Consider the following 24,936-nt stretch of genomic DNA (forward strand, 5'->3'; position numbering starts at 1 on the left):
GTCCTTCGGGCTGCGCCCGAAGTAAGCGAACACCCGCGCTGCGCGCGGGTGTTGCGCTCCCGCTCCGCGTGAGCGCTAGCGGGTGGCTGCGCCACCCGCACAACCCGGCCGCTGCGCGGCCGGGTTGACGGTCCGTTCGCTGCGCTCTCGGACCGGCGGGACTTACGTCCCGCTAAACCAGGCTTCCGCTTCGCTGCAGCCTGGCCGGCGGGTCCGCTGCGCTCCCCCGCCTTACCGGTCCTTCTGGCTTCGCCTCCAGTCCCTCAAGGCCCGCTAACGCGGGCCCGGCTGGCTACGAGAAAGGAGGTCGTGGCTCGGTGAGGGCTAGTCACCGAGCACACCTGTGTCAGCGTCTGCGGGCCCAGCCGCTCCCGATCCCGGCCACATGCAGCGCTAGGGCAGTCAGCCCCAGCAGCATCACATTCGTCGAAGAGAACGCATCGTTGGTGCTGAGATCCGCCGCGTTGATCAAAAACGCCACGAAGAACAACACCGCCGCGACTATGCCAAGCATGAAACGAGCTCCTCTCAAAGGGGTGAAACCCGTATGCCCGGTCACGGCCTCGTCAGGCATAAGCCCGTGCTCTTGGGGCCGTAACTGAGCCTTTTGGGCGGGTGCTCAGGCGTGAGCGTGCTGGGGCCTTGCCATCTTCTCTGCTGCTGTGTGATGCGCGAGCCGGCCCGCCTCAGGGCCCTGCAGACGCCGTAGGAACAGGCTGGCGGTGGCGAGGAGGCCACTGAAGGCAGCCAAAAGGAGGACGCATGCCCACATCTGCGGGCTTCCCGGTGCCTGCCAGCCGCTCCACAGGGCGGACGCTGCCCACAGAAGGGCACCCAAAGCGTAGAAGAAGCGGATGCGGCGGAGCTGTTGCACGGTGCGCAGGGGCATGATGCGTTCGGTCTTCGGTGACATGCGGAGCCGTGTACCCCCGATACGCCGTGACCACCAAGCCGGAAGACGACTGGGGGCGAATGGAGTGGCTGGGTCTTAAAGGGCTTGTTGAAGAGCTTCCAGCGATTTTAGTGCTTCACTTTGTGATGCAAGATAGACTCTGGACTCATGGAGTGGCACGCCTGAGAGGGTGTGAAGTCTTTGGGATCTCGCTTCCCCCCGCATGATCGGCTGCTGGGATCAAGTCTCGATGCTCTCACCGTAGCCGATCACACGCCGTCTACGTGCAGGGCTCCTCTTGCTGTCACGTCAGAGCACCCACCGGTCTACAGGAGAAAACAGATCGGAATGGCAGGGATGCAACTCCGTCCCCATCAGCGAGAAGCCGTGGACAGGGTACTTCGCGCCCTCGAATTGCCTGCAAGATCTCTTGTACCAGAGGGCGGCCTGCGGACTCAGGTGATCATGGCGACCGGATCCGGCAAGAGCCTCGTGGCTACCCGGAGCGCTGAGGAGCTCCGCGCTGGCCGGGTCCTAGTGCTCGTGCCCTCGTTGGACCTGCTCGCCCAGACCGAGGCCTCCTGGCGCGCCGGCGGCTGCACGGGCCCGATCATCGGGGTCTCGTCCCTGCGCGGGGATCAGGTGTCCTTCCCCAACACCACGGACGTGGACGAGCTGGTCTCCTGGGTGAAGCCGTTCGACAAGGTGACCGTGTTCGCCACGTACGCCTCGTTGGGGCTGGGCACGCTGGAGCGCGCTCATGAGGCCGGCCTTCCGGGCTGGGACCTGATCGTCGTGGACGAAGCCCACCGCTGTTCCGGCCGGATCGGGAAGCCGTGGGCAGTCGTGCACAACAATCAGAAGATTCCGTCCCTGCGCCGCTTGTACATGACGGCCACGCCCCGGCTGTGGCAGCTGGACGAAGACTCCGAGCAGGGCGCGCCGGGCGAGCTGGTGGCCTCGATGGAAGACGACCCCAACGGGCCGTTCGGCAGCCGGTGTTTCACCCTGACGTTGTCGGAGGCTATCGACAGGGGAATCTGTGCGCCGTACCAGGTGGTGTGCGTGGACGTCACCGACACCCAGCTCCAGGCCGCCGTGCTGCTCGGTGCGGACGGCAGGTCGGACCAGGTGCGCGGGGCCCGGCTCGCCGCGCTGCAGACGGCCCTGGTGAAGGCGGCCGCGGAGGAGGGCTTCCGCCGAACCCTCACCTTCCACCACGTGGTCAAGGAAGCCGAGGCATTCGCGGCCGGCCTTCCCGACATCGCCGCACAGCTGCACGACAGCGATCCGGAGGTGTACCCCAAGACGATCTGGGCGGACTGGCTGTGCGGTGACCACAAGCCCAGCCACCGGCGGCGGGTTCTCGGGGAGTTCGCCGACGGCATCGCCACGGACGGCACCGTGGTGGAGAAGGGCTTTCTGAGTTCCGTGAAGGTCCTGGGCGAAGGCGTGGACACCCGCAACTGCGACTCCGTGTACTTCGCCGACGTGCGCGGCTCCATGCCCGACCTCGTCCAGGCCGTCGGCCGGGCGCTGCGCATCCAGCCGGGTGAAGGCAAAATGGCGTCCCTCGTGGTGCCAGTACTGCTGGGGCCCGGGGAGACACCCGACAACATGCTCACCAGCCGGGCGTACGGCGGCCTGGCCAAGCTCCTGGAAGCGCTCAGGGCGCATGACGCCCGCATCGTGGAGCAGCTCGCCGAGCCCCAGGCGCGAAGCCGTGCCAGGGGCGTGCACACCCGCAGCGGGGGCCAGGAAGACGAAGCAGCCGGCAGCGACCGAAGCGACCGAGAACTGTCACCGCCGGCGCGAGCACTGCTGAAGTTCTCCACGCCGCGTGACCCCGCGCAGCTGGCCGCGTTCATCAACCTGCGCGTCCTCAACCCCGAACACGCCCACTGGCGGCGCGGCATCGAAGCCGGCGCCATCTACTACCGACTCCACGGCGACCTACGCGTGCCGTTCACGTACCGCGTGCCCGCCAAGAACGACCAGGAGGCGGAAGCCGAACAGTGGCCCACCTCCCTGGCGGGGTTCCCACTGGGGCAATGGATCGCCGACGCTCGCAGGTTCTACGCCCGCGGGGACATGGACGACGACCGCATCGCGCAGCTGGAGCGGCTCGGCATGGTGTGGTCGCACTACGACGTCGCCTGGGAGGAAGCGCTCACTGCGGCCCGTGGGTGGGCGGCCGAACACGGCCACCTTCTGGCCCCCACGGACGCCACGCACCACGGTTTCAAGATCGGCATCTTTCTGAAGAACGCGCGGGCCGCCGCCCGCCGGGGCATGCAGGCCGAGCAACGGCAGACCCAGGGCCTTCCAGTGAAGACGACGTCGGCCTGGGTGCTGTCGGCCGAGCGGCGCGAACAGCTCGAGGACATCGACCCATCGTGGTGCCCCACCTGGCCGGTGGAATGGCAACGCGCCTTCCACCTCACCCGGCAGCACCTGGAAGCCGGCGGCACGCTACCGAGCGAGCCGGGCATCGTCGTACGCCAGGGCGAGGACCTCGGACGATGGGTCAAGACAGTGCGCTTCGGCGGGGACAAACTCACCAATGTCCAGCAGTGGATGTGCGAGAACATCCTCGGCATCCAGCCCGCGACCGAGGACGAGAAGCCGCGTCTGCGCCGCACACAGGCCGACAAGTGGGCGCTCAACTACGCTGCCGCCAGACAGTTCCACGAGCGCGAGGGACACCTTCAAGTACCGAGGCAGCATGTCGAACGGATCGCCGTCGCCAGCGGGGACGACGCTCGCGACGGCGCGAGCAGCGGGGACCAGGAGGAACGAGAGATCAAGCTCGGGGCATGGATCGGGAATCAGAGATCTAGAGCCGCGACGCTGTCGCCGGAACGGATCGAACAGCTCTCCGCCATCGGCATGCGCTGGACGTAGATTCCGACGGGTTTTGCCCTGTGGCGCCCTCGAGTCGATCCGTTGGCAGGGAGACCGCCGGTGGCACTGCGGCAGGTCGGGCATGAAAGCACCTCCTAGCACCACCGGGGCTGTGCCCATTACCCGATGAGCCGACGAGCCGTTGAGCTTGGTGTGCACAGTGCGGGGCGGGACATGGAGAAGGCCGGGCAGACCGACGTTGAGTCCGTGGACGTGCTTTTCCTGGCTGCCGACAGAACGACAAAGTGTTTGAGATGGCCAACTGCTGCTCCCGAGGTGGCGTTTGAGCGGTGCCCACCGCTGCAACCGTTCCCAGCTCGCAAGGGCAAGCGGATGGCGCCGGGATGGTGGTGGTCGTCAACCACTGGGCGGCTGGTGCACTACGGATCTGCGGCGATGCGACTGCACGTGATGCTCCTCGATCGCGACCCGCGCGTCAGCGGCTTGGCCGCCCGGCCGCTTGAACTGCGGTGGCGCGAGTCGAGCGGGATGCGGGCGCATGCTCCTCAGCTGATGCTCCGGCTGGCAGGTGGCCAAGGGGTGCTCGTCGACTGTACAGGGAGAGGGGAGCTGTCTCGGCGCCAGCGGTCTCTTGCTGCGATGGTGGGAGAGATCTGTACGGCGGCGGGCTGGCAGTACTGGGTGCTCGGGCCTGTTGACGCGATCTACCGGCGCAATGCGACCTGGCTGGCCGGATACCGACACCCGCGGCACCACGGTGGTCGGTTGCTGGCTGCCGCGCTGCAGGAGGCGTTCGCCGAGCCCGCGCCGCTATGGGAGGGCGTACGCAGGATCGGGGATCCGCTGGTAGTGCTTCCTGCGCTCTTTCATGCTCTGTGGGCGGGACGGCTGGCGGCGGACCTGGGGGCGCCGATGCATGAGCGGATGCCGGTGTGGGCGCAGGCGGCAGAGTGAGGACAGACAGCAAAGTACCGGGCAGGCCGGTCGTGGAGCTGGGGTGCCAGGTCCGGTTCGGGGGGTGTACCTGGACGGTGGCGGCCCTTGCTGACGGTCAGGTGCGGCTGGTCGCCGAGGACGGTGCGGTAGCAGCGGTTTTGCTGTCGCTGCTGTTCGCCGATGTGGGGTTCAAAGTCCTGGATGCGCCGGGAGGGCCCAGCGTGCCGCCGCTGGGCTTGCTGGAGTCGTTGCCCGAGGCGGTACGGGAACGAGCCCTGGCGTGGGAGCGGCATGTGCGGGAGGTGGAGACGGGGCAGCCGGGCGAGCCGGGTGCGGCAGGTCCGCCGCGGGCGGAGTACGACCCGCAGGCGCGGACGCTGGCGCAGCGGGAGGAAGCGAAGGCGGCGGAACTGTCGGCGGCCGGCATGCCCACCAGCGTGGTGACGGTGCGGCGGATGCGGGCCCGCTACCGCCGTGAGGGGGTGTGGGGGCTGGTGGACCACCGTGCCACCCGGCCACGGTCCGTCCTGGGGCGGGCGGACGAGCGGGTGGTAGCCGCCCTGCGGGAGGTGCTGGAGGCCGGGCGGGAGCGCTCCAGCGGGACGCGGGGACGGCTGCGGGTATACACCGAGCGGCTGCTGGCCGAGCAGTACGGAGAGGGGGTGGTGCCCCTGCCCTCGAGTGCGACGTTCAACCGGCTCGTGCACGCCCTCGCCGACGGACGCGGGCTACTGGGCAGTGCGCGGCAACGCCGCTGGCGATCAGCCCGGCCGGCTCCCCCGTTCGTCCCGACGACGGTGATGGCGCCGGGTGAGCTGGTGATGATGGACAGCACCGTGCTGGACGCCTTCGTGGTGCTCGACGACGGGGTGGTGGAGCGTCCGGAACTGACCATCGCGCTGGATGTGGCCACCCGCACCATCTGCGCGGCCGTGCTGCGTGCGAAAGGGACCCGCAGCGTGGACGCGGCGCAACTGCTGGCGCAGATGATGGTCCCGGCGCCGATGCGGCCCACCTGGTCCGAGGCGCTGGCGATGGAACACTCGGTAGTGCCCTACGAGCGGCTGCTGAGCGTGGATGCCCGGCTGGAAGGTGCCGCGGCGCGGCCGGTGATCACCCCGCAGACCATCGTGGTCGACCAGGGAAATGTGTTCGTCTCGTCCTCGTTCATCGCCGCCTGTGAGTCGCTGGGCATTTCCGTGCAGCCCACGCCGCCGGGCAACGGGCCCGCCAAGGGGCACGTGGAGCGCACCTTCTCCTCGATCAACACGCTGTTCGTGCAGCACGTGGCCGCCTACACAGGCTCGCACACTGGCGAGCGCGGCCAGGACGCCGAAGGCGAGGCGGTGTGGACGCTGGCCCAGCTGAACGACCTGCTGCAGGAGTGGATCATCTGCGGGTGGCAGGAACGCAAGCACGACGGGCTACGGCACCCGATGATGCCCCGCTGTGCGCTGTCGCCGCACGAGATGTGGGCGGCACTGGTCGCCGTATGCGGGTACGTCCCGGTGCCGCTGGGCCGTGAGGACTACATCGAGCTGATGCCCGTGAAGAGGCAGAAGATCAACGACTACGGCATCCGCATCGACTACCGCACCTACGACCACAAGGCCCTCAACCCCTACCGCGGCGAGCGCTCCCCGGCGGCGGACGGCCTGTGGGAGATCCACTACAACCCGCACGCACCCGGCCAGGTCTGGGTACGCCTGCCGAAGCCTGACCAGCCGCGCGGATATGAGTGGGAGGCCGTGCCGTGGATCCACCACACCCTGGTCAGCGCACCGTTCACCGACTTCACCTGGCAGTACATCAAGCGCACCGTCGCCCGCCGCACCCACCGCGCCCAGCACGAACACGACCTGGCGCTTGCCCTGCGCGAGCTGCTGGAACGCGCCGCCGCCGGACATGGCACCCGCCGGGAGAAGGTCGTCACCGCCCGCACCCGCACCGCCGCAACGGACGGTGCGGTGTGGGGGATCTTGTACGGCCAGCAGCCGGAGGCCGAGGTGCTTGAGCCCGCCGACGAGGACGTCTTTGACGACAGTGAGGACGACGAGGAGCCCCTGACCGACGACGGCGCCGTGGACGCCTGGCCGGCTGAAGGTGCACAGCCGAGCAACTCCTCGGCTGCTCCAGTGCAGGGAGCTGGCGTACCTGCTGCGCGCCGCGCCAAGGTCACGGTCTACGACCCCTTTGAGGAATGCCTGCGATGGTGAGTCCGCTCGTCTCGAACGACGCCGCGGGGTTCGCACCGCTGGCCCCTCCGACCGTATGGCAGGGATGGGACGCCTTCGTCCGCCGTGCCCCGGCACCCTTGCGCGACGCCGCCGATCCAGCCTGGTCCCAGGCCGAGCGCGAGGACTACCACTCCGAACTCGCCGTCATGCGCACCCCCGCCATGGACAGCGTGTTCACCGCGGTGCGCCGGCTGCTGCTGGTCAACCGCCGCCAGCAGGCCGGCGCCCGCCGCGGTTTGATCATCTCTGGTCCGGCCACGACGGGTAAGACCACGACGATGATGGCACTGGGGCGTTCCTTCCATCTGGCTGACGCTCGCCAGCACCCAGGACAGGCAGAGCGCAGGCCTGTGCTGTTCATCAGCGTGCCGCCGGCCGCCACCCCGAAGATGCTCGTCAGCGAGTTCGCCCGGTTCCTCGGCATGCCCATCACCGACCGCCTCAACCAGACCCAGATCACTGGCGCCGTATGCGACCTGTTGTGTGAGCTGGGCACCCAGCTGGTCCTCATCGACGACGTCCACCTCCTGGACACCCAGCGGCGCGCCGGAGCTGAGACCTCCGATCAGCTGAAGTACCTCGGCGAACGCATCCCGGCCACCTTCGTGTACTCCGCGATCGACATCGAGACTTCCTCGCTGCTGAGCGGGGTGCGCGGGGCGCAGATTGCCGGCCGCTTCAAGATCTTCCGCCACCGTCCGCTGGCGTATGCGACCGAGCAGGACCGGGCTGTCTGGGACGACCTCGTGCGGGCCATGGAGGACCTGCTGAGGCTGCGCGCGCACCGGCCCGGAATCCTGGTCAAGCATGCCGCTTACCTCCATGCCCGCACTGCGGGGCGGATCGGCAGCCTCTCTCACCTCATCCGCGAAGCCGCCCTGATTGCCCTCACCGAAGGCGCCGAGCGGATCACCAAGCAGCTGCTGAGCGAGGTCGAGCTCGACGCGGCAGCCGAAGCCCAGGCCCGGCCCCACCGCCCTCGCCGGGCATAGTGCGCGCAGATGGCACACCAGCATCCGTCTCGTGCGGCGGTCCGCAGCACGGCCAACGGCGGGGAACGGACGGCAGCGTCCGGCGTCCTCGTCACGGCACTGGCCGGCGGTGCGGCCGGACGCGTGGCACCGCTGCACGGGGAGCTGACGCTGTCGTTCCTGAACCGGCTCGCCGCCCGCTACCACCTCGGCCTGCGGGACCTGCTCGCCGCCATCACCGAGACCGACGGTCGGCAAAACGTCGCCGGGATGCTGTACCCGGACAGCGAGATCCACCTCAACGCCCAGGCACGCGAGCGGGTGTGCGCCCTCAGCCGCGTTCCAGCGGCGGTGCTGGAACGAGCTCTGCCGGCGTGGGCGCGGGCAGAACCACACGCGCACTACCCAGGCGGCCCGGCCGGCCGCCTGACCCGCGGTGAGGAAGCCGTCGCCCCGTGGGGGCCCGCCTGCCCCTCCTGCTGTGCCGCCCGCACCGGCCGCCGCATGCCCGCCCGCCGGTACCTGACACCTGGAGAGCGGGTCTGCGCACGCCACCAGTACTGGCTGCTGTTCCTGCCCGGAACCAGCGGCCTGCCCGTGCCCCTTGGCCGGTGCCCGGAGGTGGTCGACGCCCAGCGACGGCATGTCCGACTGCTGCGCCACTGCCCCGCCGGTGCGCAGGCCTTCGAAGTCGCCCGTGCTGTCACCGGATCCTGGTGGGACCAGCCCTGGCCGAACGAGGAGCATCTGTGGCCGGCCCGCCTCGATGCCACCCGGCCCGTCGGCGCCGATCCTGGCTGGTGGAAGACGGCCGCCCGCGACCTGATCACCTATCCGGAAACCGTCGCCGTGGCGCAGGTAGTGGCCAGCCCCTACTGGCAGCAGCAGACCATCGCCCAAGCGCGCGGCCATCTTCCCTATCGGCTTGGCGAGTTGCCTCAGCTGCTGGCCGAGCTCGCCGGCCAGCTCGGGCGGCCGTGGCTCGCCCACCACCTCGCCACCGTCACCCACGGGCCTCTGTTCACCTGGGCCCACTCCTGCGTACACACCCGCGCGGTCGCCGCACCCGCGGCGCAGAAGACACTATGGGCGGTGCACTCGGCACACCGGCCCCGCACCCTCAGCGACCTCCTCCCCCACGCTCCGGCCGCCGACGGCACCCAGCCCGCGGCAAAGCCCGCCAGACGCCTACGCGGCCACAGCCTCCAGGCCGAGCAAGCCTTCCAGACAGGCCTGGCCCAGGCCCACGCCTACCACCAGCAGCACGGGCACCTCGCCGTGCCCAAGGAAGACACCCCCGCCGACTATCCGCTGGGCCAATGGCTCGCCAACACCCGCGCACGCCACACCCGCATGCCCGCCCACCAAGCCGCCGCCCTCACCGCGCTGTACCCGTGGTGGAACGCGCCCTGGAGCACGCTGTGGCAGCGCACCTGGCACCAAGCCCGCACCCACCACCAGACCCATGGCCCGCTCAAGCCAGCCCGAGGATTCCCCACCACCAGCTACAGCCTCGGCGAATGGCTATACCTACAGTGCACCCGCTACCCCACCCTCCACCCCGAACAACAACGCCTCCTCACCCAGATCGGCATCGACGCCGCGGCAGCCGCTGCCGCCCGGCCCAGACGACGCAACCTCAAGGCCGGCGCCGAAGAAGCCCTCGCCCACGCCCGCTCCTACGCCGCCGAACACGGCAGCCTCGCCTCCGTGACCTCGGCAACCGTCCACGGCGATTTCCGCCTGGGACAGTGGCTCGCCAACCAACGCAACTACCAGCGCACTGGCCACCGGCCCCTGCCCGCCGGCCGCGCCCAGGCCCTCACCGCCATCGACCCCTGGTGGTGCCCACCCTGGCACCTGACGTGGCAGCGCAGCTATCACCGTGCCCGCAACGCCGCAGATGGCCACCGCCTCCAGGCCGAGAACGGCTTCAATGCCCTCGACGACTCCGGTGCCGCCGACTGGCTATGGCGCCAGTGCGCCACGTACGGCGAACTCCACCCCGAGCAGCGGCAACTCCTCGTCGGTATCGGCATCACCACCGAGGTGGCCCGCACGACCCTGGAACATGCACGTACGGCCCCGAAGAGGCCGACGGCGACCCCGGTCGCGGACGTGAAAGACAAGGCCGGCCGCGCCAGAAAGGCTGCAGGCCCTGCGGCTGTTCCGGGTCGACGCCGCACTCGGCGTGCCACCGAGCCGAAGCGCCCCCGCGATCCCCACAGCCGCCTCGGACACCGACCCGACCTGAGGCCGGGCTTCGAAACAGCCCTCGCACACGCCCGGGCCTGGCACGCCGCACACGGCCACCTCGCAGCTCCCCGGGACACCCTGCACGACGGGTATCCGCTGGGGTGGTGGCTGTTCAGCCAGCGCAACCGAGCCAAGGACCGGGCACGCCGCGGTCTGCCGCCCTCACCCCACCTGACCGAGCTCGCCGCGATCGACTCGTGGTGGAACCCGCCGTGGGACCTGCACTGGCAACGCAACTACTACCGCACCCGCGACCACATCAAAGCGGGCCGCCCGTTCGACCCCGCAGCCCGCATCCCCGCCCCGAGCACAGTCCTGGGCACCTGGATCACCCGGGCATGCCTCCAGTACGACCAGCTCCACCCCGGCCAGCAGCACCTGCTGAACGCTATCGGCATCACCGCCCAGACAGCCGGCCACTGGCGGCCCAGTCCCCGACCCCGGCCCCACGCCGAAGCCCTCCGACACGCCCGCACCTGGGCAGCCGAACACGGCCACCTCTGCCCGCCAATCAAAACCGTCCACGACGGCTTCCCCCTCGGCACATGGCTCGACAGCCAACGCCAACTCGCGAAGAAACGGACCAGCCCCTCCCCCACCCAGCAGATGCTCGCCACGATCGACCCCTGGTGGAACCCTCCCTGGCCCATCCTGTGGCAACGCGCCTACCACCACGCCCACACCCACCCCCGCCACCCGGCCACCCGCCACTGGCTCCACAACCAACAACGCAGCTTGCCACTCCTCCACCCCCGCCAACAACAACTCCTCACCACCACCGGCCTCGTCAGCATCTGAACGTTGCCTCCAGCCGGTACCGGCTCGCACTCCGGTGGCTTCCTGGAGCAGCGGCGGCCGGGAACTTCGGTAACGGTGTCGCCGAACAGCCCCTGAGCGGCGCCGCGATGAGCGATACTGGTGGGTACGTCCAGCGTGCCCATTGGAAGAAGCACGCGGTCAACGAGTAAGAGAAAGGCGGCGCGGAGAAGGTTAAATGAACCGGCTTGAGGGCTTTATCAGCAGTCTTTTTGTTAGCTGCTCCCCCTGACCCACCCTGCCCAAAAAGCCGAAGAAAACCTCCGCTAAAACCGCCGAACAAAGCCTCTGAAAAACCCCACGGGAACAGCGAACCCACACCCCAAGGGGCTAGCAGGCCTGCCGTAAAACACCACCGGCCCGCCCTACGGCGGCGCCGGCCCTCGGCATGCCCTCACACCACGGCACCCTTGTGCCGCCTCTCCCCGTCCCAGCCGCCCTCCCGCGGCTTGTTCAGGCATGAGGCGGCCCAGCCGTCACGTGCTGGAAGGGCATCCACGCGATGAACTCGTCCTCCCTCGCCCCCATCACCGGCTTTCTGGCCGGACTCCCCGCCGTCCTCGCCGGTGCCCTGGGCGGCGCACCCTGGTGGGCCGTCGGAGTCATCGTCATCGCGGCATACCTCGCCGTCCCCCTCACCAGCCTCATCCTCGAACACTCACGACAACGAAAAGGAACACTGGTCGATGAGAAATTCGCAGCCACACTCGACCAGATAACGGACCCCGAAAAAAGAATCCAAGCCATCATCACCTACCGGCAAGCCACAGCCCCCGCCACCACTCCCCAGCCACCACCCGACCCACCACCAGGAGCACAACCGCCCGCGAACCCAGACAGCGCCAGCCAGTCACCGGCGTCCACCTAGACGAACAGGCGGCCTGCAGTGGCGCTGGCTCCGCGAGGCTTTGAAGGTGCACCAGCGCTGGCTACCGGCGCTGACGCACCGATCGAGGCCGCAGCCTCTGGCCGGAGCGATCACCCCGGCCAACGAGGCCGGACATCAAGGACGACCGGGGCCTCGCCCAGCGGGCCGTCCTCGATCCGGAACCGGCGAGCGGACAGGATCGCGCGCACGGCCTGGTTCATGACGGCCTGCTGGGCATCGCACAGCTCGGCGGGAAGGTGATGGGCGGCCTTCGGGTCCTGCTGCCACTGCACCCGCAGCGCACGATTGTTGCCGGGGACCGGGGCCAGGCCCACCCCGGTCTCCTCACCGTCAGCCGCCGCCTCGATGTCGCGGCAGGCCGGCCAGCAGCACGGCCCCGAGTCCCGCCCGCGCGAGCTGCTCCTGCGCCCCGGTGAGCGCCGCACCGTCCAGCACGGCCCTGCCCGCGAAGTAACGTGCCTGCCTCCGGTAGTCCCCGACCTGAAGGCCCATGGTCGAGTTCTTCTCCTTCCCGGCGGGGCAAAGGCCCTGAGAATGTTCGGCTGACGGGTCTGTGAGGCGTACGTCACGGACGGCGGGGTCACAAAAGGCGGGGGTGCGTGCACTACATAGTGTCGGCAGGTGAACGGGTCACCGCCGGGGAAGGCGGACCATGATGGATCCGGTGCTCGGGGGCGGGCTGCTGATGCTGTGCAGCTGGTTGTATCGGCTGCTGCACATATGGATGGCCAGCCATACCGAACTGCGCACAACCGAGATGCAGCAGCAAGGTCTCAGCGAGCGCGTGCGGCACCTGCCGCCCGGCAGCCGACTGCTGGAACGGCCCGGCAGGGTCGAGGTTGTGACGGGAGCGCAGCCGGCGGAGTTCCGCCGTGGCTGAGTCGGTCTCGCCCGTGGCGGGGAAGACGGTACAGGCGCCTTCACAAATCGACGGGGCCTCGCCCGCGTTAACGACCAGCAGTCTTGAGGACCTCTACCGCGTCGAGATGCCGCAGCTGACGCGGTTCCTGGTCCGGGTCGGCGCGACCCCCTACGAGGCTGCCGATGCCGCTCATGAGGCCTTCACCGTAGCCATCGAGAAATGGGACAGCATCCGGGAACCGCGGGCATGGCTGCGCAAGGTCGCTCACCGCTGCTATCTGCGTCAGACGGGCCAACGGGACACCCCCTACGACCCGTTGCCCGATCGCCCAGGCGGTACCTGTCCCATCGCCCACGTGACCCTCAAAGAGGGAAATCAGCGGGTCCTGAACGCACTGGCCCAACTGCCACCGCTGCAGCGGCACGTCATGGCGTGGGCCCAGGACGGCTTCACCGACCAGGAGATCGCCCAAGCGCTTGATATGCAGGAAGCCGCCGTCAGGAAGAACCGAAGCCGCGCCCGGCTTCGACTGCAGCAGACTCTCGTTGAGAAGACAGGGGGCCGCGATGAGTGAACACACCATGTCCCGGGAGACAACGGTCCCCGAGGGTGACACCGTCCAGGGAGATGGCCGCCCCACGGCTGCTGATACACGTCTGGATCAGCTTCTTGCGGCTGCCGACGAAGAACTGTCCCAGTGTCTCGACGACGCCCTCGATCTCACGGACGGTCTTCAGCAGCTCGCTTCCCTTCCTTCCTGCCCCGCTCCTCCGCGACCGGCCGCCGGCCTGAACGGGGATGCCCTGCGCTGTTCGAACCTGCACAACACCGGGCGTCCCGGCGAACGCACCCGCATCGACGACAACCAGCAGCTACAGGAAGCCCTCGACCTCCTGCAGCACACCAGCGACCAGTTCCACGGCCTTGTGAGCATGACGGACAACGGCCCGTCATCCCTGGAGACCGCACGGTCCAAGCTGACCCACGCTCAGCTGGTCATCTCGCGGCTCATCACCAAAGCACGAGGCAGGACACTCACGAGGACGCAGAACACCGCGGCATTCAACGACATCCACGATTGCGTCAACACGGCCTGGACCACCGTCGCGCAGACACTGGAAAGCCCCGCCGCAGACCCCCACGCCGTGCTCCTCGACGACGCCCTCGACACCCTCGACGGCGCCACACAACGCATCACCCAGGCACACCGCATCCTCGACCACCTCCTCAACCAGATCGAAGAGGACCTCGACCAGCCCCTCCCCGCCTGAGTCACCCCCACCCGGATGACGCGCTCACCGCCGACGACCTCACCAGATCGTCAGCCAACTCACCGACGGACGACTGCCGGCGACCATTTCGTCGGTCCCCCCGGGTACCCCGCCTGCCGCGCTGCCTCCCAGCCCCGTAGAAGACAGCGCCCCATACCAGCGATCAACGAACATGAACACCGGCCAGCGCAGATGACACGACCTGACAAATCAACGCACCATCTGGCAAACCCACAGATCACAAGCCCACCCGAGGTCCGGCACCACACCTCTTACCCCACCCCTGCCGCGCTCGTAGCCCTCGACCGACGGCGCACACCAAAGTGATCAGAGCAGGTCAGCCCACCGACCACCGATCACAAAAACCGCTCCTGGACATGGCCGCCCTGCGGGAGCTGGGCGTGGAGTGGGCGTGACGCTCCCGCCGGCGGGTCGTTGAACCGGTCGGACATCCCAGAGCACAGAGAGACCCCGGGCCGCAGATGCCCGGGGTCTCGTACGTGTGGGGCTGCACACCCACGCGGGCTACCAGCGGCGCAGGTCCTTGGTGAGTTCGCCGTACCACTCGGTGCGGCGCGGCACGTACTCGTCAGGCGCCGGTCCGAGCGCGACGGCGTGGTCCGTGATCCCGTAAGTGACCCGGTAGGCCAGGACCTGGGTGGCGAGGTCCATCCACTCCTGCGTCTTGTGCGCCGGCGGCACGGGACCGAGCACGGTCACGAACCACATGGGCAGCAGGGCGCGGTCGCGGATCGCGTCGGCCAGACGGCCGCGCAACAGCCAGTTCAGCTTCCTCTCCGCCTTGTCGCCCTGCTCGATCAGCGACGCCTTCGCCTGCCTCAGAGAGTCATCCTGAGCCAGTGCGGCCTGGGCGGTCTGGGCGGGGCCAGCCAGTTGCCGGGCCCGCTGATCGTTCCTCTCGGCGAGGGTGCGGGACATGCCGAAGTCCATGACGGCCTGCTTGAACTCGCGGGAGGTGCGCGGCTGACTGGCCAGGATGCCGGCGGCCTCCACCACCTTGTCCCGGTGTTCGTCGCGTTCGGCGACCGCGCCTTCGTACTCGCGGACCTTGAGGCGGTGGGCCTCGCGCTGGTGTCTGGGGAGCAGGCCGGAGCGCACGTGCCAGCCGTGGTTGGCGGTCCTGGCCAGCTTCTTCCACTCCGGGTCGATGGTGTCGAGGTCGGCGAGTGGGGCGCCGCCCGCGGCGAGCAGGTGGGCTTCGAGGGCCTGGACGCGGCCGGTCAGCCGCTTGAGGGACTGATCCGTGTCCTGGATGTGGCCGCGTACGTCGTCGTCCAGTTCGGTGAGGTCGTTGCGGACGGTGCTAAGGTCGTCCTCGAGGCTGCGGATGCCGCCCCGGATGTCGCGCAGCTCGTAGTCGAGGTCTTCGACCTCCCCTAGCTTCGAGCGCAGCGAGTGCAGTTCGTGCTCCATCCCGCCGGTCCGGGTCTCCAGACGGCGGACCTGGTAGCTGTAGTCGTCGCTCACCGCCGCGCCTCCTTCGGCTCGGCGCCTGTGCTGTCCATCGAGGACCCGGCGACGAGCATCCAGCCCACGGCGGCGGCGATGATGAACCACCGGCTGATCACGCTCAGGCTGATGAGGGCCATCAGGAGCGCGACCACGTGCAGTCCGATGGCTCCGAAGCGGCGGTCACGGTGCTGTTCGGCATCGACCTTCTGGAAGCAGCCGGCCACCGTTCCCATGAAGTGCGGGCCCAGCAGGACTAACCACCAGGTCGAGCGGTCGAGGACGAAGACGAGCGCGATGAGCACCGCGGCGACGGCCGCCTGGCCGCGCCAGGACCACGTCACGATGCGCTCACTGCGTCTGCGCTCGGGTTCGGCCAGCCGCTCGGGGATCGTCTTCTCGAACTCCACCAGCTTGCTGGTGACGTTCACCAGCCGGGCGTACTCCACCGGGAACTGGTCGCCGTCGGAGTGCTTCAGCACCTCGGCATGGCGAGCGCCGACCTTCTGCTGAAGTTGCGCGAACTGCTCCTCGATCTCCTGCTCGGTGCTGCCCACCGAACCACCCCCACCCGCGATGCGACGACACGCCGACCGGACACTTCCCACCGGCAGCCACCGCCAGCCGTCAAACCGATCGACCGTACCCGCAGCTGTCCGGGACCCGCCGGGCAATCAGATGCAGTGGCCGAAACCATGCCGATCAACCCCGCGCATCGGTGCCTGCCCCGGGTCGCCCCGGCCTGACGGGCGGCGGAGCGCGGCGGCCCCCGGTCGACGCGCAACCGGCTGGGCGCGCCCCGATCCCCGGCCGTGGCCGCTCCGCCCATCCCGCCCGTCCCTTCCTCCTTCACTCCAGCCAAGGGACATGGGCAGAGCAGCCGCAACGGGGATGTCAGCGATCCGACCACGGCAAAACAACGTGGTGACCTGCGCGGACACGGAGACGGTCCTGCGGGCCGCGCAACACCCAGCGCAACCCTTGGCGCAACCTCCAGCGCAACAGATAGGCGCAACACCCAGCGCAACCTCGTGCTCCTGGTCGACCGGGGCGACCGGTCACGCGGCCCGGACAGCTCCGTGGGCGCGGGCGAGGTGGCGCAGCTCGGACCGTGCCGCCGGCACCGAGGGGACGGTCTCCCAGTAGGGGTGCCACCACAGCCGTACGGACAGGAGCAGCAGGCGGCGGCGCAGGGCGGTGGTGTCGCGGGGACGGGGTGCGGCGAGTGCTTGGTAGGTGGCGTTCCAGGCGGCTTGCGTCTGCACCAGGTCGTCGGGGAAGTCGGTCACGTCCATACCGGCATTAGATCGCTTGTTCGAATTACGTGTCACTTCGGACACGCCCCGTCCGGTGCTGTGGTCGGGGGTCGCGACCAGCGTGGTCGGCCTCATGGTCGGGGGTCGCGACCGTCATGGTCGGCCTCATGGTCGGGCCTGTGGTCGCCCCCATCACGGCGGTCTCGCCCGGTCTGGAGCGGCACCCGGGCGGGTGATTTTCCTTCGCGTACGCGGGCGCAGTCCTAGCTGTGCGCGTCCAACTTGCCTATTTCCAGGGGGTATTGACAGCTTTTAGTGTGCTCTGTCATGTTCTGTCCCGCCGCTTCCGGCGAACGAGCGAGAGGTGATCTCATGCGACGAACCGAGTACGACGCGAGCCAGGCCGCCAAGCGACTGAAGGTGCCCGCAGCGGCCTTCCGGTGGGCCCGCCACACCGGCCTCATCCCTGACCCGGACGCGTCGTCCTACCAGTGGTCCCGGGCCGCTGTGGAGGCTCTGGACGCCGACGCCATCCGGGCCGCGATGTCGTCCCCGCCGATCGGCGGCGGCGTGGCGGCGGACCGGATCGCCGACGCACTCGGCACCCCGAACGTGATCGGCGAGAAGGCGAACGTCACGGCCTTCGTGGTGCGGCGGTTCGTCGACCGCGGCCTGCTGGTCGACCTGAGCGCGAACCCGGACGGGACGCTGCACCACCCCGGCCAGGTCGCGGAGGTCTGCCGCCGCGAGGACCTGGCGGACCTGGTCGCCGCCGACACCCCGCTCGGACCCGAGCAAGCCGCCGCCCGGCTCCGGGTACGGCGTGCCGACTTCGACCACATGGTGCGGCTCGGCTGGGTCCGCTCACCGCAGTCGATCGAGGTCCGCTTCGGCACGAGCCGGGCCGGGGCCGTCGACGTCGCGCTCTACACCACGGCGTCCGTCGACGGGGTCATCCCTGCCCATCCCGAGGTCGACTGGGAGCAGCTGCGTTAGGACAAGTAACTCTGGCTGTCTCATGTGGCATCTGAGGCGACACCGGGAGAGCGGGGAGACCGTTAGGTTCCCTGGACTCTTGTTGTGTCAGAGGGAGTTGGGGTGGATCACTTCTTTGTGTCTCACGGCAAGGTGCGTCGGTTCTACGAGGCACCGCCGGGAGTCGATCTCGATGCGGTGGCGTACGTACAGCGGCCCGGGGCGGTGAAGGAGGGCACGCCCTTCTTCCTTGATCCCGGGATGCGTCCGGCCGAGCCGTTGTGCTCGTTCTTCCTGGAGCTGTCGAAGTCGCTCAAGGCGAAGTCCCTGGAGGATTACACGTACGACGCCTTGGACCTGGTCGACTTCCTAGGCCAGCTCCCCGTGCCGACCGACCTGGCCTCGGCCACGGAAGACGATCTGGTGGCTTACCGGGAGGACTGCACCGAGCACCGTGAGGCGCCGGACAAGCCGGCCACATGGCGAAAGCGCCGGTCGCTGATCAACAACTTCTACGACTGGGCCGTCGATGCGAGGCTGCTCGATCAGCGGCCGTACTTTCGCCGTGGCAACGGGCGGGATGTGCTGGCCTGGGGCGCCACGACCGAGCTGGATGTGCGTCACCTGACCTTCCGGCAGTGGCGGTTCCTCAAGCAGGTGGGCCTGCGCGGTTGTCTCCCCGACGGCCCGGTTGATCCCGCCTTCCGGGGCCGCTCCCCGCTGCGCAACAGCGTGGCTGGCGAACTGGCAATCACGACGGGGATGCGGCTGCGCGAGTTCAGCTGCCTGCTCGACATCGAGGTCGGCCCGCCGCGTCGGGACGCCTCCCCGGCTGAGGTGATGTTGCAGGCCATCGCCAAGTTCGGGCTGCCGCGGGTAGTGGCCGTCCAGCACGCGACGCTGCGAGAGATCGATCTGTATCGCCGCACTGAGCGGGCCGCGATGGTGCGGTCCTCGGTGAAGGCCCTGCATCGGCGCCGGCATGAACTGTTCGTTGTCGACGACGTCGACCTGCGGCAGATGAAGCTGCGGGGCACCCTGCACGGGCGGCGCCGGACCTTCCGCGTTGAGGCGATGCCCGCCGAGATCCGCCGGGTCGCCGTCATCGAGGGCAACCTCGGCCTGGAGCCGATGGCCCTGTTCGTCGGCCGCGGCGGACGGATGCTGTCCAAGCAGCGCTGGGAGCAGATCTTTGACGAGGCCCACCTACGAAGCCTCCGGATCAGCGACGAGCACGAGGCCGAGGTGGTGATGCCGGCCCGGCTGCGGATCCACGACACGCGCCACACCTTCGCGATCTACATGCTGCAGATGCTGACGCAGCTGGTCCTGCGGGAGGAGTCCGAGCGGCTGGCTGCCGGCGGGCACGGTGCCTACCTCGCCGATCATCTCTCGCGGAATCCGCTGCTCATTCTGCAGCGGTTGTTGGGACACCGGCGCCCAAGCTCCACGCTTCGGTATCTCACTTACATCCGGACCACGAATCTGCTGGTCAGTCAAGCGATCGCGGAGTGGAACGACCGGGACAAGACCTACGTCGACTACGCGGCCGTGTTGGTCGGGGCGGGGGCGGTCTGATGGCCCGCCGCGGCGAACGCAAGGTTCGGGTCCGCGCCGAGGGCCCGCCGCCGAGGCCTGCTTTGGACCACACCGGGATCCGGGTTGTCACCTCGGAACACCGGGGCCGGGTGAAGCGCCACAGCATCAATCCTGCGGACTACCGATGTTCGGTGCTGGCGGCACAGCTCGCGGACGAGTGGGTGCGGATCACTCGCGCCCTGGGGATCGGCGACGGCGGCGCCAACTATGGCGGGGCTGTCAGAAAGTTCGCCGCCTTCACGGACGAGTACGTCCGGGCACGCAGCCTGGATCCGGCCCGTGTGCGGCTGGACCGTGATGACATCGACCTCGTCGAGGTGGTCTATGCCTGGGAGGAGGCGCTGCGCCGGGAGTTTCCGCGGTCCAAGCAGCCCTACACGCTGGTCAAGGCCCTGCTGGCCATGATCGAACAACGCGCCGCGTCCGGGGCCAGGGTCTGCGAGAACCTGAAGGCCCGTACCCAGGCGCCCACCGCCTTCCGCGCTCCGCGGGGCAAGCCGCTGGATGAGTTCACCAACGCCGAGCGGATCGCCCTGCGGGACGCGGCCCGCGAACAGGTACGGGAGACGGAGGCCCGGCTCCACCGCGGCAGCGATCTCCTGGCCGTCGGGACGGACCCCCGGGACGGCGGCTGGCGCAGTCTGCCCAACCTGCTCTGGGCCGCCCGCGCCGGAATGATCAACTCGAAGGTTCTGAAGCGGGAACTGCCCTCTGAGCCCAAGTGGTGGCCGCCGGAGATCCGCGGCCTGCTGACCACCTGGAAGAACGACGGCAAAACTCGGCGCCCCGGTGTCCGGGCCCTGGTCAGGGCCCTGGGACACACCCTGTTCGCCGACGAGATGGACCTGCACGCCTTCCGGGTCCTGCTTCTTCTGGGCATGTCCGACACGACCCCGGAGGAACTCCACGATCTGAAGGTCCCCGACATCGAGTTCACCGACGGCGGAGTGCGACTGGTCCAGCAGAAGAACAGGGCCAGCCGCATCCGGGCCGACCTTCACCCGGAGCAGACCACATGCCGCAGTGAGGAAGATCCGTACTTCGCCGGGTCGGGCGCCTGGGACGTTCCCGGCCTGCTGCGACGTCTACTGGCGATCACCGCCCCGGCCCGGGATGCCTTCGCCAGCGAGCAGTGGCTGTTCCTGGCGGTGGATTACCGCAAGGACACCGGCGGGCTCGGCGCCACATACGCCGAGTTCACCCACGACCAACGGCGGTTCACGCACTGGATCGCTGTCCAACACGACAGCGAGGGGCGACCGCTGGTCATCTCCTGGCCACACGATGTCCGGCGCCTACGCAAGACGGCCAAGGTGGTCCGCGCGGTCGTCCTGGGCGGCTCGCTCACCGACCTGGCCGGCGACGACCACCACGTCGAGATCTACCGCGGCCACTACGCTCACGGCACGACCGCGCACGTCCTGGCGGGACAGGCCATCAACCGGTCCCAGCAGTGGGTGTTCCAACGCGTCGCGCAAAAACCGGTGTTCGTCGATGCCGCCGCCGAGCCCCAGTTGGAAGAGCGGGGGGTCGCCGAGTCGCTGGGGCTGAGCTCGACGGAGGCAAAGGCGATCCGCGCGGGCGAGCTGGACATGGGGCTCACGCACTGTCGCGACCCCTACGACTCTCCCCACCGAAGTGACGGCAAGGTATGCCATGTTGGGCCGGCGATGTGCATGCTCTGCCGCAACGCGGTGATCTTCACGTCCCAGCTGCCACGGCTGCTGATGCTGTCCGATCACATGGAGCGGATGCGGGCCGCGCTTCCTCCGCCCCAATGGCAGGCACTCTGGGGCCGCCAGGCAGCCGCGCTGCAGGAAGTCTTCGCCGAATGCGCCGACCTGCTGCCCGCCGCCCGTCAGCAGGTCCTCGACCTGGGCCTTCGTCTTGACCTACCGCTGGGCCAGCGAACGGAATTCGACCGATGACACCTCAGTCGGCACTCCAACCCGCCGTCTCGGCCCACTTCCGCGACGACGAGCCGGTCTTCGGCCCCGGTTACCGCCTCGTCGCTGGCATTGTCGTCCCGCGCTTCGGCGACACCGACTTCTGGTCCGGCGACTGCATCGGCCGCCCCGCCAACCAGCCTCCCACCCGATACAAGATCCATTTCGCGCCGGAGGACCCGCTGATCACCCTGCAGCTGCGGGAGATCGCGTTTGCCCAGTTTAACCCCACTCACCGAGTACTGCGGAAGGCGGCCATCTACCGTTCGGCCGAGCCGGTGGCCTTCCCGACGGTCAAGATGTGCTGCCAGAAGCTGCGGGTGATCTTGAGGTGGGGACGGCGGCAGGGCCTTCCGGCGGACCCGGGCCGCTGGGCTGCGGCAGACTGGCAGTCCTTCCTGGACGAGCTGGCCGCGACGGTCGGCGACACGACGGCGGCCAACCACGTGGGCGCCGTCCGTACCCTGCGGGAACTCGCCGCGGTCGTCACCGGCGTCACGCCGTTCGACGACCCGTGGGACGACCGCTCCGCCGCCCAGCTCGGACGGCAGGCAGTGCTCAACGCCACCACGGACGACGCTGCGCTGGCCACCCCGACCATCCCACCGCAGACCTGGTGGCCCTTGATCCGCGCCGCCTGGACGTACGTCCACACCTTCGCCCCCGACATCCTGCGCTGGAAAGACCACTTCGAGCACCTGGCCGTGGAGCTCGGCCAAGGGGCACCTCGTCGGCACGTCGCCAGGACCGCCGACGACACCGATGCCCAGATCGCCGCCTGGCTGGCCGACCCAGGCCACCGCGTGCCGGTTCACGCCGTCAACCGGCACGGCACCAAGGCAGGCGACCCCATCTGGACAGTTCTCAGCGAGCTGATCACCGCAGGACAGCAGCAGAGCATCTTTGCCACCCACGGCCGCGCGCCGCGCGCACGCGCCCTGGCCCGCCGGGCGGCCGTCCTCGCCGTGGTCGCCCAGGGCCGCACGCAGGCGGTCCGAGGAAAAGTCGCCGCAGCCGTCATGAATGCTCCCCGCCATGCCCCCGCTGGCGCCCGCCCGTCCGCAGCAGTGATCGACGAGGAGCTTCGGCAGTGGCTGGCCAACCCGGATAACCGCGTTCCCATCCGGTCGGCCGACGACGGCGTCGGCCAGGCGGGAACGGTGATCTGGAGCACCCTCGCCCGCCTGATCTGGGGCATCCCGACCGGCGATCGCTTCACCTCGCATGCGGCGTCGGGACGGGCCCGGCGCCAACTTGTCGCGGATGCTGTCGCTGCAAGGCGAACCGTGGTGATGGCCGCCAACCGCTACTGGTCGATCCCCCAGCCCTGCCCCGGCGCCGCCCACATCACCTGCAAGGATGGCACGACCCGTCCCTGGCGCACGCACATCACCCAGGCGGAACTGACCGTCGAGCTACGCATGCTCAGGGCAGCCTGCTACGTCTTTGTCATCGCGACGAGTCTCATGCGCGACTCGGAAGTGCAGGAGATCCAGCGCGACGCCGTGACCACCTACTACGGGTCCCCGGCCATCAGATCTCACAAGCTCAAGCACAATCCGGAACGGCCGGAGTCGTTCTGGTGGATCATCGATCCGGTCGCCGAGGCCATCGCCGTCGCGGGACAACTGTCATGGCACCCCACCCACCTGTTCGCCAGCCTCAAGCCACCCCGTGGCAAGAAAAACCGCGGCGATCGCGGCATCATCGCCGCCGAAGACATCGACTACTTCATCACGCACGTCAACGCCAGCGCCGACGCCTACGGACTGGAGACGATCCCCGACGCGCATGTCCGCTCGCACATGTTCCGGCGAACGATGTCGGTGATCACCGGGCGCGAACCGGGCTCCGAAGTCGCCCTCGGCCTCCAGCTGAAGCACGCTGCCCGCCGGGCACTGGCCAACTGCACCACGCAGGGCTACGCGCAGATGGACACCACGTGGGCCAAGGAGTTCGACCAGCAACTCGAGTACGCCGCCGCACTCCGGTTGGTCGACCTGCTCAGGGCCCGCCGGACAGGCGAGAAGGTCGCGGTCGGGCCCGGCGCCGACCGGCTGCATGCCGGCCTGGACCAGGTCATCTCGACCATGAACGAGGACCCCCTCCTACGGGCGCAGATCGCCGATGAACAGGCCGAGGCAGCCCTGCTCGCCACCCAGTTCACCAACCTCCACCTGGGAACCATCAATCACTGCATGTTCGACGCCCCGCAGGCCGAGTGCCAGAACGAGCTGCCCGCCGATCAGCGCGGCACGGCCCCTCTGATCGGCGCCTGCCAACCCGACCGCTGCCGCAACTCCGTGATCACCCGCCGACACGCACCGATCTGGATCGCCGAGGAAGACGACCTCACAACCAGAGCCCAGGACCTCAGCCTGTCACCGCCCGGCCGCGAAGCCGTCCTAATCCGTCTCGCCGACGTCCAGCGCATCACCCGCGCGCTTCGACAAGAAGGAGTCACCCCCTGATGCCAGTGTCCGCCAAGACCGCCACCAAGCTCCGCGAGGCCATGGCCCGGCTACTGGCCAGCGAACCGCTGCACACCGACGGCGCCCTCACCAAGGAGAACCTCGCCCGAGAAGCCCAGGTCAGCCACGCGACCGTCCACCGCGCCGACGACATCCTCGCCGAGTGGAACGCCAAGGTCGCCCGCCCGGTCCTCCGCACCCCCGGCGAGGTCGCCCGGGACGAGACGATCACCCAACTCCGCAAGCAGCTTCGCGAGGCCAGAGCCGAGATCACACAACTCAACGGCAAACTCGACGCCCTCGCGACGGTGACCGCGAATCTCTACCACGAGAACCTCGCCCTGAAGAAGCGCGACAACGACCGAAGACTCGCCCCTCTCCCCTCCTCCGAGTGAGCACTTCCAAGGGAGCACGGAGCGCGTGCGCGATGGTGGTCGACCACCGCTCGTGATCACGTTCGGTCGAACGCGAGGCCGTGGGCGGAGCGAACGACGGAACAGCGGTTGGCTCTAAGCACTTGATCTTGGCCGCTCCGCCCAAGACGTCAAGTTGGGAGATCGCCCTCCACTGGCCACGTCGGCAGGGCGCCGCGGTGAGGTTCGCGGTGGTGGAGTTCCCGAAGGCCCCGGATCCGGGCATCTGCCTCGGTAAGGGCGTCTTCCGGCAGCCACATCCGGAAACCGTGGAAGCGTTCGGCGATCCGGTCCGACTTGTTCAGGAGGCGCCTCTCACGGGTGACGAAGCCGAATCCTCCGTACCGGATGGCTGTGGAGACGTGCATGGCGTCACGGATGTGGTTGTCCCGAGCGGTCGTCCGGTCCACGTTCGGGAACAGGATGGCGAACACGTCGTGCAGGCGGGTGTGGTCCTCCTCAGTGCCCCAGACGGAGGAATCCCAGCGGGATTGGCCCCAGACCATGGGCCCGAGCGCTTCCGGGTAGCCGGCGCTGGCCTCGGTGAGCTGTGCCCACTTCTCAGCGGGCGCGTCAGCGAGTTCCGTGTCCATGGCGTCGGTCCGCTGAAGGTTGATCCATCCCTCGTCACGGAGGCGCCTCAAGCACGCGCTTGCCTCGTCCGCGGCGTCGATGATGTGGGTGTCGATGAACAGCAGGAGCGCCGTGAGGTTGTGGGGCGTCGGGGCGGTGGCCATGTGCAGCACGGTATCCCCACGGGTTCCTGTGGGAACGCGCCTTCTGCAGCGTCAGCGGGCAACGCTCACGGCTA

General features: G+C 68.8%; 21 protein-coding genes. 13 read left to right on the forward strand and 8 right to left on the reverse strand.

What is annotated here, in order from left to right; translation table 11 throughout:
• Positions 1-346: 346 nt before the first annotated feature.
• Both OG852_RS00005 and OG852_RS00010 read right to left on the reverse strand, forming a co-directional pair.
• Positions 347-514 carry a hypothetical protein gene (locus tag OG852_RS00005; RefSeq protein ID WP_330346709.1) on the reverse strand — a complete coding sequence of 56 codons (168 nt, stop codon included), beginning with the start codon at positions 512-514 and terminating at the stop codon, positions 347-349.
• A 105-nt stretch (positions 515-619) separates the two neighbouring features.
• Complete coding sequence (locus tag OG852_RS00010; RefSeq protein WP_330346710.1) at positions 620-913, reverse strand: hypothetical protein; 294 nt, start codon at positions 911-913, stop codon at positions 620-622.
• A 327-nt stretch (positions 914-1,240) separates the two neighbouring features.
• On the opposite strand from OG852_RS00010, the gene OG852_RS00015 reads away from it, so the two are divergent.
• The 5 genes from OG852_RS00015 (at position 1,241) to OG852_RS00035 (ending at position 10,955) form a co-directional block, all read left to right on the forward strand.
• Positions 1,241-3,796, forward strand: a complete 2,556-nt coding sequence (locus tag OG852_RS00015) for a DEAD/DEAH box helicase (RefSeq protein ID WP_330346711.1) — start codon at positions 1,241-1,243, stop codon at positions 3,794-3,796.
• A gap of 276 nt (positions 3,797-4,072) precedes the next feature.
• A complete protein-coding gene (locus OG852_RS00020; RefSeq protein WP_330351360.1) occupies positions 4,073-4,711 on the forward strand; it encodes a TnsA-like heteromeric transposase endonuclease subunit in 639 nt (212 codons plus the stop codon).
• Positions 4,712-4,788: 77 nt separating this feature from the next.
• Positions 4,789-6,909 (forward strand): Mu transposase C-terminal domain-containing protein, encoded by a 2,121-nt coding sequence (locus OG852_RS00025; RefSeq protein WP_330346712.1) that lies wholly within the window; start codon positions 4,789-4,791, stop codon positions 6,907-6,909.
• Positions 6,903-7,922 (forward strand): ATP-binding protein, encoded by a 1,020-nt coding sequence (locus tag OG852_RS00030; RefSeq protein WP_330346713.1) that lies wholly within the window; start codon positions 6,903-6,905, stop codon positions 7,920-7,922. The genes OG852_RS00025 and OG852_RS00030 overlap by 7 nt, the downstream gene beginning before the upstream one ends.
• Positions 7,923-7,931: 9 nt before the next feature.
• Complete coding sequence (locus OG852_RS00035; protein ID WP_330346714.1) at positions 7,932-10,955, forward strand: Helicase associated domain protein; 3,024 nt, start codon at positions 7,932-7,934, stop codon at positions 10,953-10,955.
• Positions 10,956-11,951: 996 nt separating this feature from the next.
• Here OG852_RS00035 and OG852_RS00040 read toward each other — a convergent pair.
• Positions 11,952-12,176 carry a hypothetical protein gene (locus OG852_RS00040; protein WP_330346715.1) on the reverse strand — a complete coding sequence of 75 codons (225 nt, stop codon included), beginning with the start codon at positions 12,174-12,176 and terminating at the stop codon, positions 11,952-11,954.
• A gap of 16 nt (positions 12,177-12,192) precedes the next feature.
• Complete coding sequence (locus tag OG852_RS00045) at positions 12,193-12,354, reverse strand: hypothetical protein (protein WP_330346716.1); 162 nt, start codon at positions 12,352-12,354, stop codon at positions 12,193-12,195.
• A gap of 160 nt (positions 12,355-12,514) precedes the next feature.
• Between OG852_RS00045 and OG852_RS00050 the strand changes: the two genes are divergently transcribed.
• Genes OG852_RS00050 through OG852_RS00060 form a run of 3 tightly spaced genes read left to right on the forward strand, consistent with a single transcriptional unit; the run spans position 12,515 to position 13,995 of the window.
• Positions 12,515-12,742: a hypothetical protein gene (locus OG852_RS00050; RefSeq protein ID WP_330346717.1), complete on the forward strand. Its 228-nt coding sequence runs from the start codon at positions 12,515-12,517 to the stop codon at positions 12,740-12,742.
• On the forward strand, positions 12,735-13,298 hold the full coding sequence (locus OG852_RS00055) for an RNA polymerase sigma factor (protein WP_330346718.1): 564 nt from the start codon (positions 12,735-12,737) through the stop codon (positions 13,296-13,298). Before OG852_RS00050 ends, OG852_RS00055 begins: the two co-directional genes overlap by 8 nt.
• A complete protein-coding gene (locus OG852_RS00060) occupies positions 13,291-13,995 on the forward strand; it encodes a hypothetical protein (RefSeq protein ID WP_330346719.1) in 705 nt (234 codons plus the stop codon). Before OG852_RS00055 ends, OG852_RS00060 begins: the two co-directional genes overlap by 8 nt.
• 525 nt (positions 13,996-14,520) lie before the next feature.
• Here OG852_RS00060 and OG852_RS00065 read toward each other — a convergent pair.
• From OG852_RS00065 to OG852_RS00075, 3 genes are all read right to left on the reverse strand, one after another.
• Positions 14,521-15,483 (reverse strand): hypothetical protein, encoded by a 963-nt coding sequence (locus tag OG852_RS00065; RefSeq protein WP_330346720.1) that lies wholly within the window; start codon positions 15,481-15,483, stop codon positions 14,521-14,523.
• Positions 15,480-16,022 carry a hypothetical protein gene (locus tag OG852_RS00070; protein WP_330346721.1) on the reverse strand — a complete coding sequence of 181 codons (543 nt, stop codon included), beginning with the start codon at positions 16,020-16,022 and terminating at the stop codon, positions 15,480-15,482. Before OG852_RS00070 ends, OG852_RS00065 begins: the two co-directional genes overlap by 4 nt.
• 501 nt (positions 16,023-16,523) lie before the next feature.
• Positions 16,524-16,760: a hypothetical protein gene (locus OG852_RS00075; protein ID WP_330346722.1), complete on the reverse strand. Its 237-nt coding sequence runs from the start codon at positions 16,758-16,760 to the stop codon at positions 16,524-16,526.
• A 333-nt stretch (positions 16,761-17,093) separates the two neighbouring features.
• Between OG852_RS00075 and OG852_RS00080 the strand changes: the two genes are divergently transcribed.
• The 5 genes from OG852_RS00080 (at position 17,094) to OG852_RS00100 (ending at position 24,107) form a co-directional block, all read left to right on the forward strand.
• Positions 17,094-17,717: a hypothetical protein gene (locus tag OG852_RS00080; RefSeq protein WP_330346723.1), complete on the forward strand. Its 624-nt coding sequence runs from the start codon at positions 17,094-17,096 to the stop codon at positions 17,715-17,717.
• A gap of 102 nt (positions 17,718-17,819) precedes the next feature.
• A complete protein-coding gene (locus tag OG852_RS00085; RefSeq protein ID WP_330346724.1) occupies positions 17,820-19,274 on the forward strand; it encodes a site-specific integrase in 1,455 nt (484 codons plus the stop codon).
• Positions 19,275-19,384: 110 nt separating this feature from the next.
• Positions 19,385-21,223, forward strand: a complete 1,839-nt coding sequence (locus OG852_RS00090; protein WP_330346725.1) for a hypothetical protein — start codon at positions 19,385-19,387, stop codon at positions 21,221-21,223.
• Positions 21,220-23,712, forward strand: coding sequence for a hypothetical protein (locus OG852_RS00095; protein WP_330346726.1), 2,493 nt, complete (start codon positions 21,220-21,222; stop codon positions 23,710-23,712). Before OG852_RS00090 ends, OG852_RS00095 begins: the two co-directional genes overlap by 4 nt.
• Positions 23,712-24,107, forward strand: a complete 396-nt coding sequence (locus OG852_RS00100; RefSeq protein ID WP_330346727.1) for a hypothetical protein — start codon at positions 23,712-23,714, stop codon at positions 24,105-24,107. The genes OG852_RS00095 and OG852_RS00100 overlap by 1 nt, the downstream gene beginning before the upstream one ends.
• Before the next feature lie 149 nt (positions 24,108-24,256).
• Here OG852_RS00100 and OG852_RS00105 read toward each other — a convergent pair whose 3' ends face one another.
• Complete coding sequence (locus tag OG852_RS00105; protein WP_330346728.1) at positions 24,257-24,862, reverse strand: hypothetical protein; 606 nt, start codon at positions 24,860-24,862, stop codon at positions 24,257-24,259.
• Positions 24,863-24,936: the final 74 nt, after the last annotated feature.

The organism is Streptomyces sp. NBC_00582 (genome assembly GCF_036345155.1).
Taxonomy (GTDB): domain Bacteria; phylum Actinomycetota; class Actinomycetes; order Streptomycetales; family Streptomycetaceae; genus Streptomyces.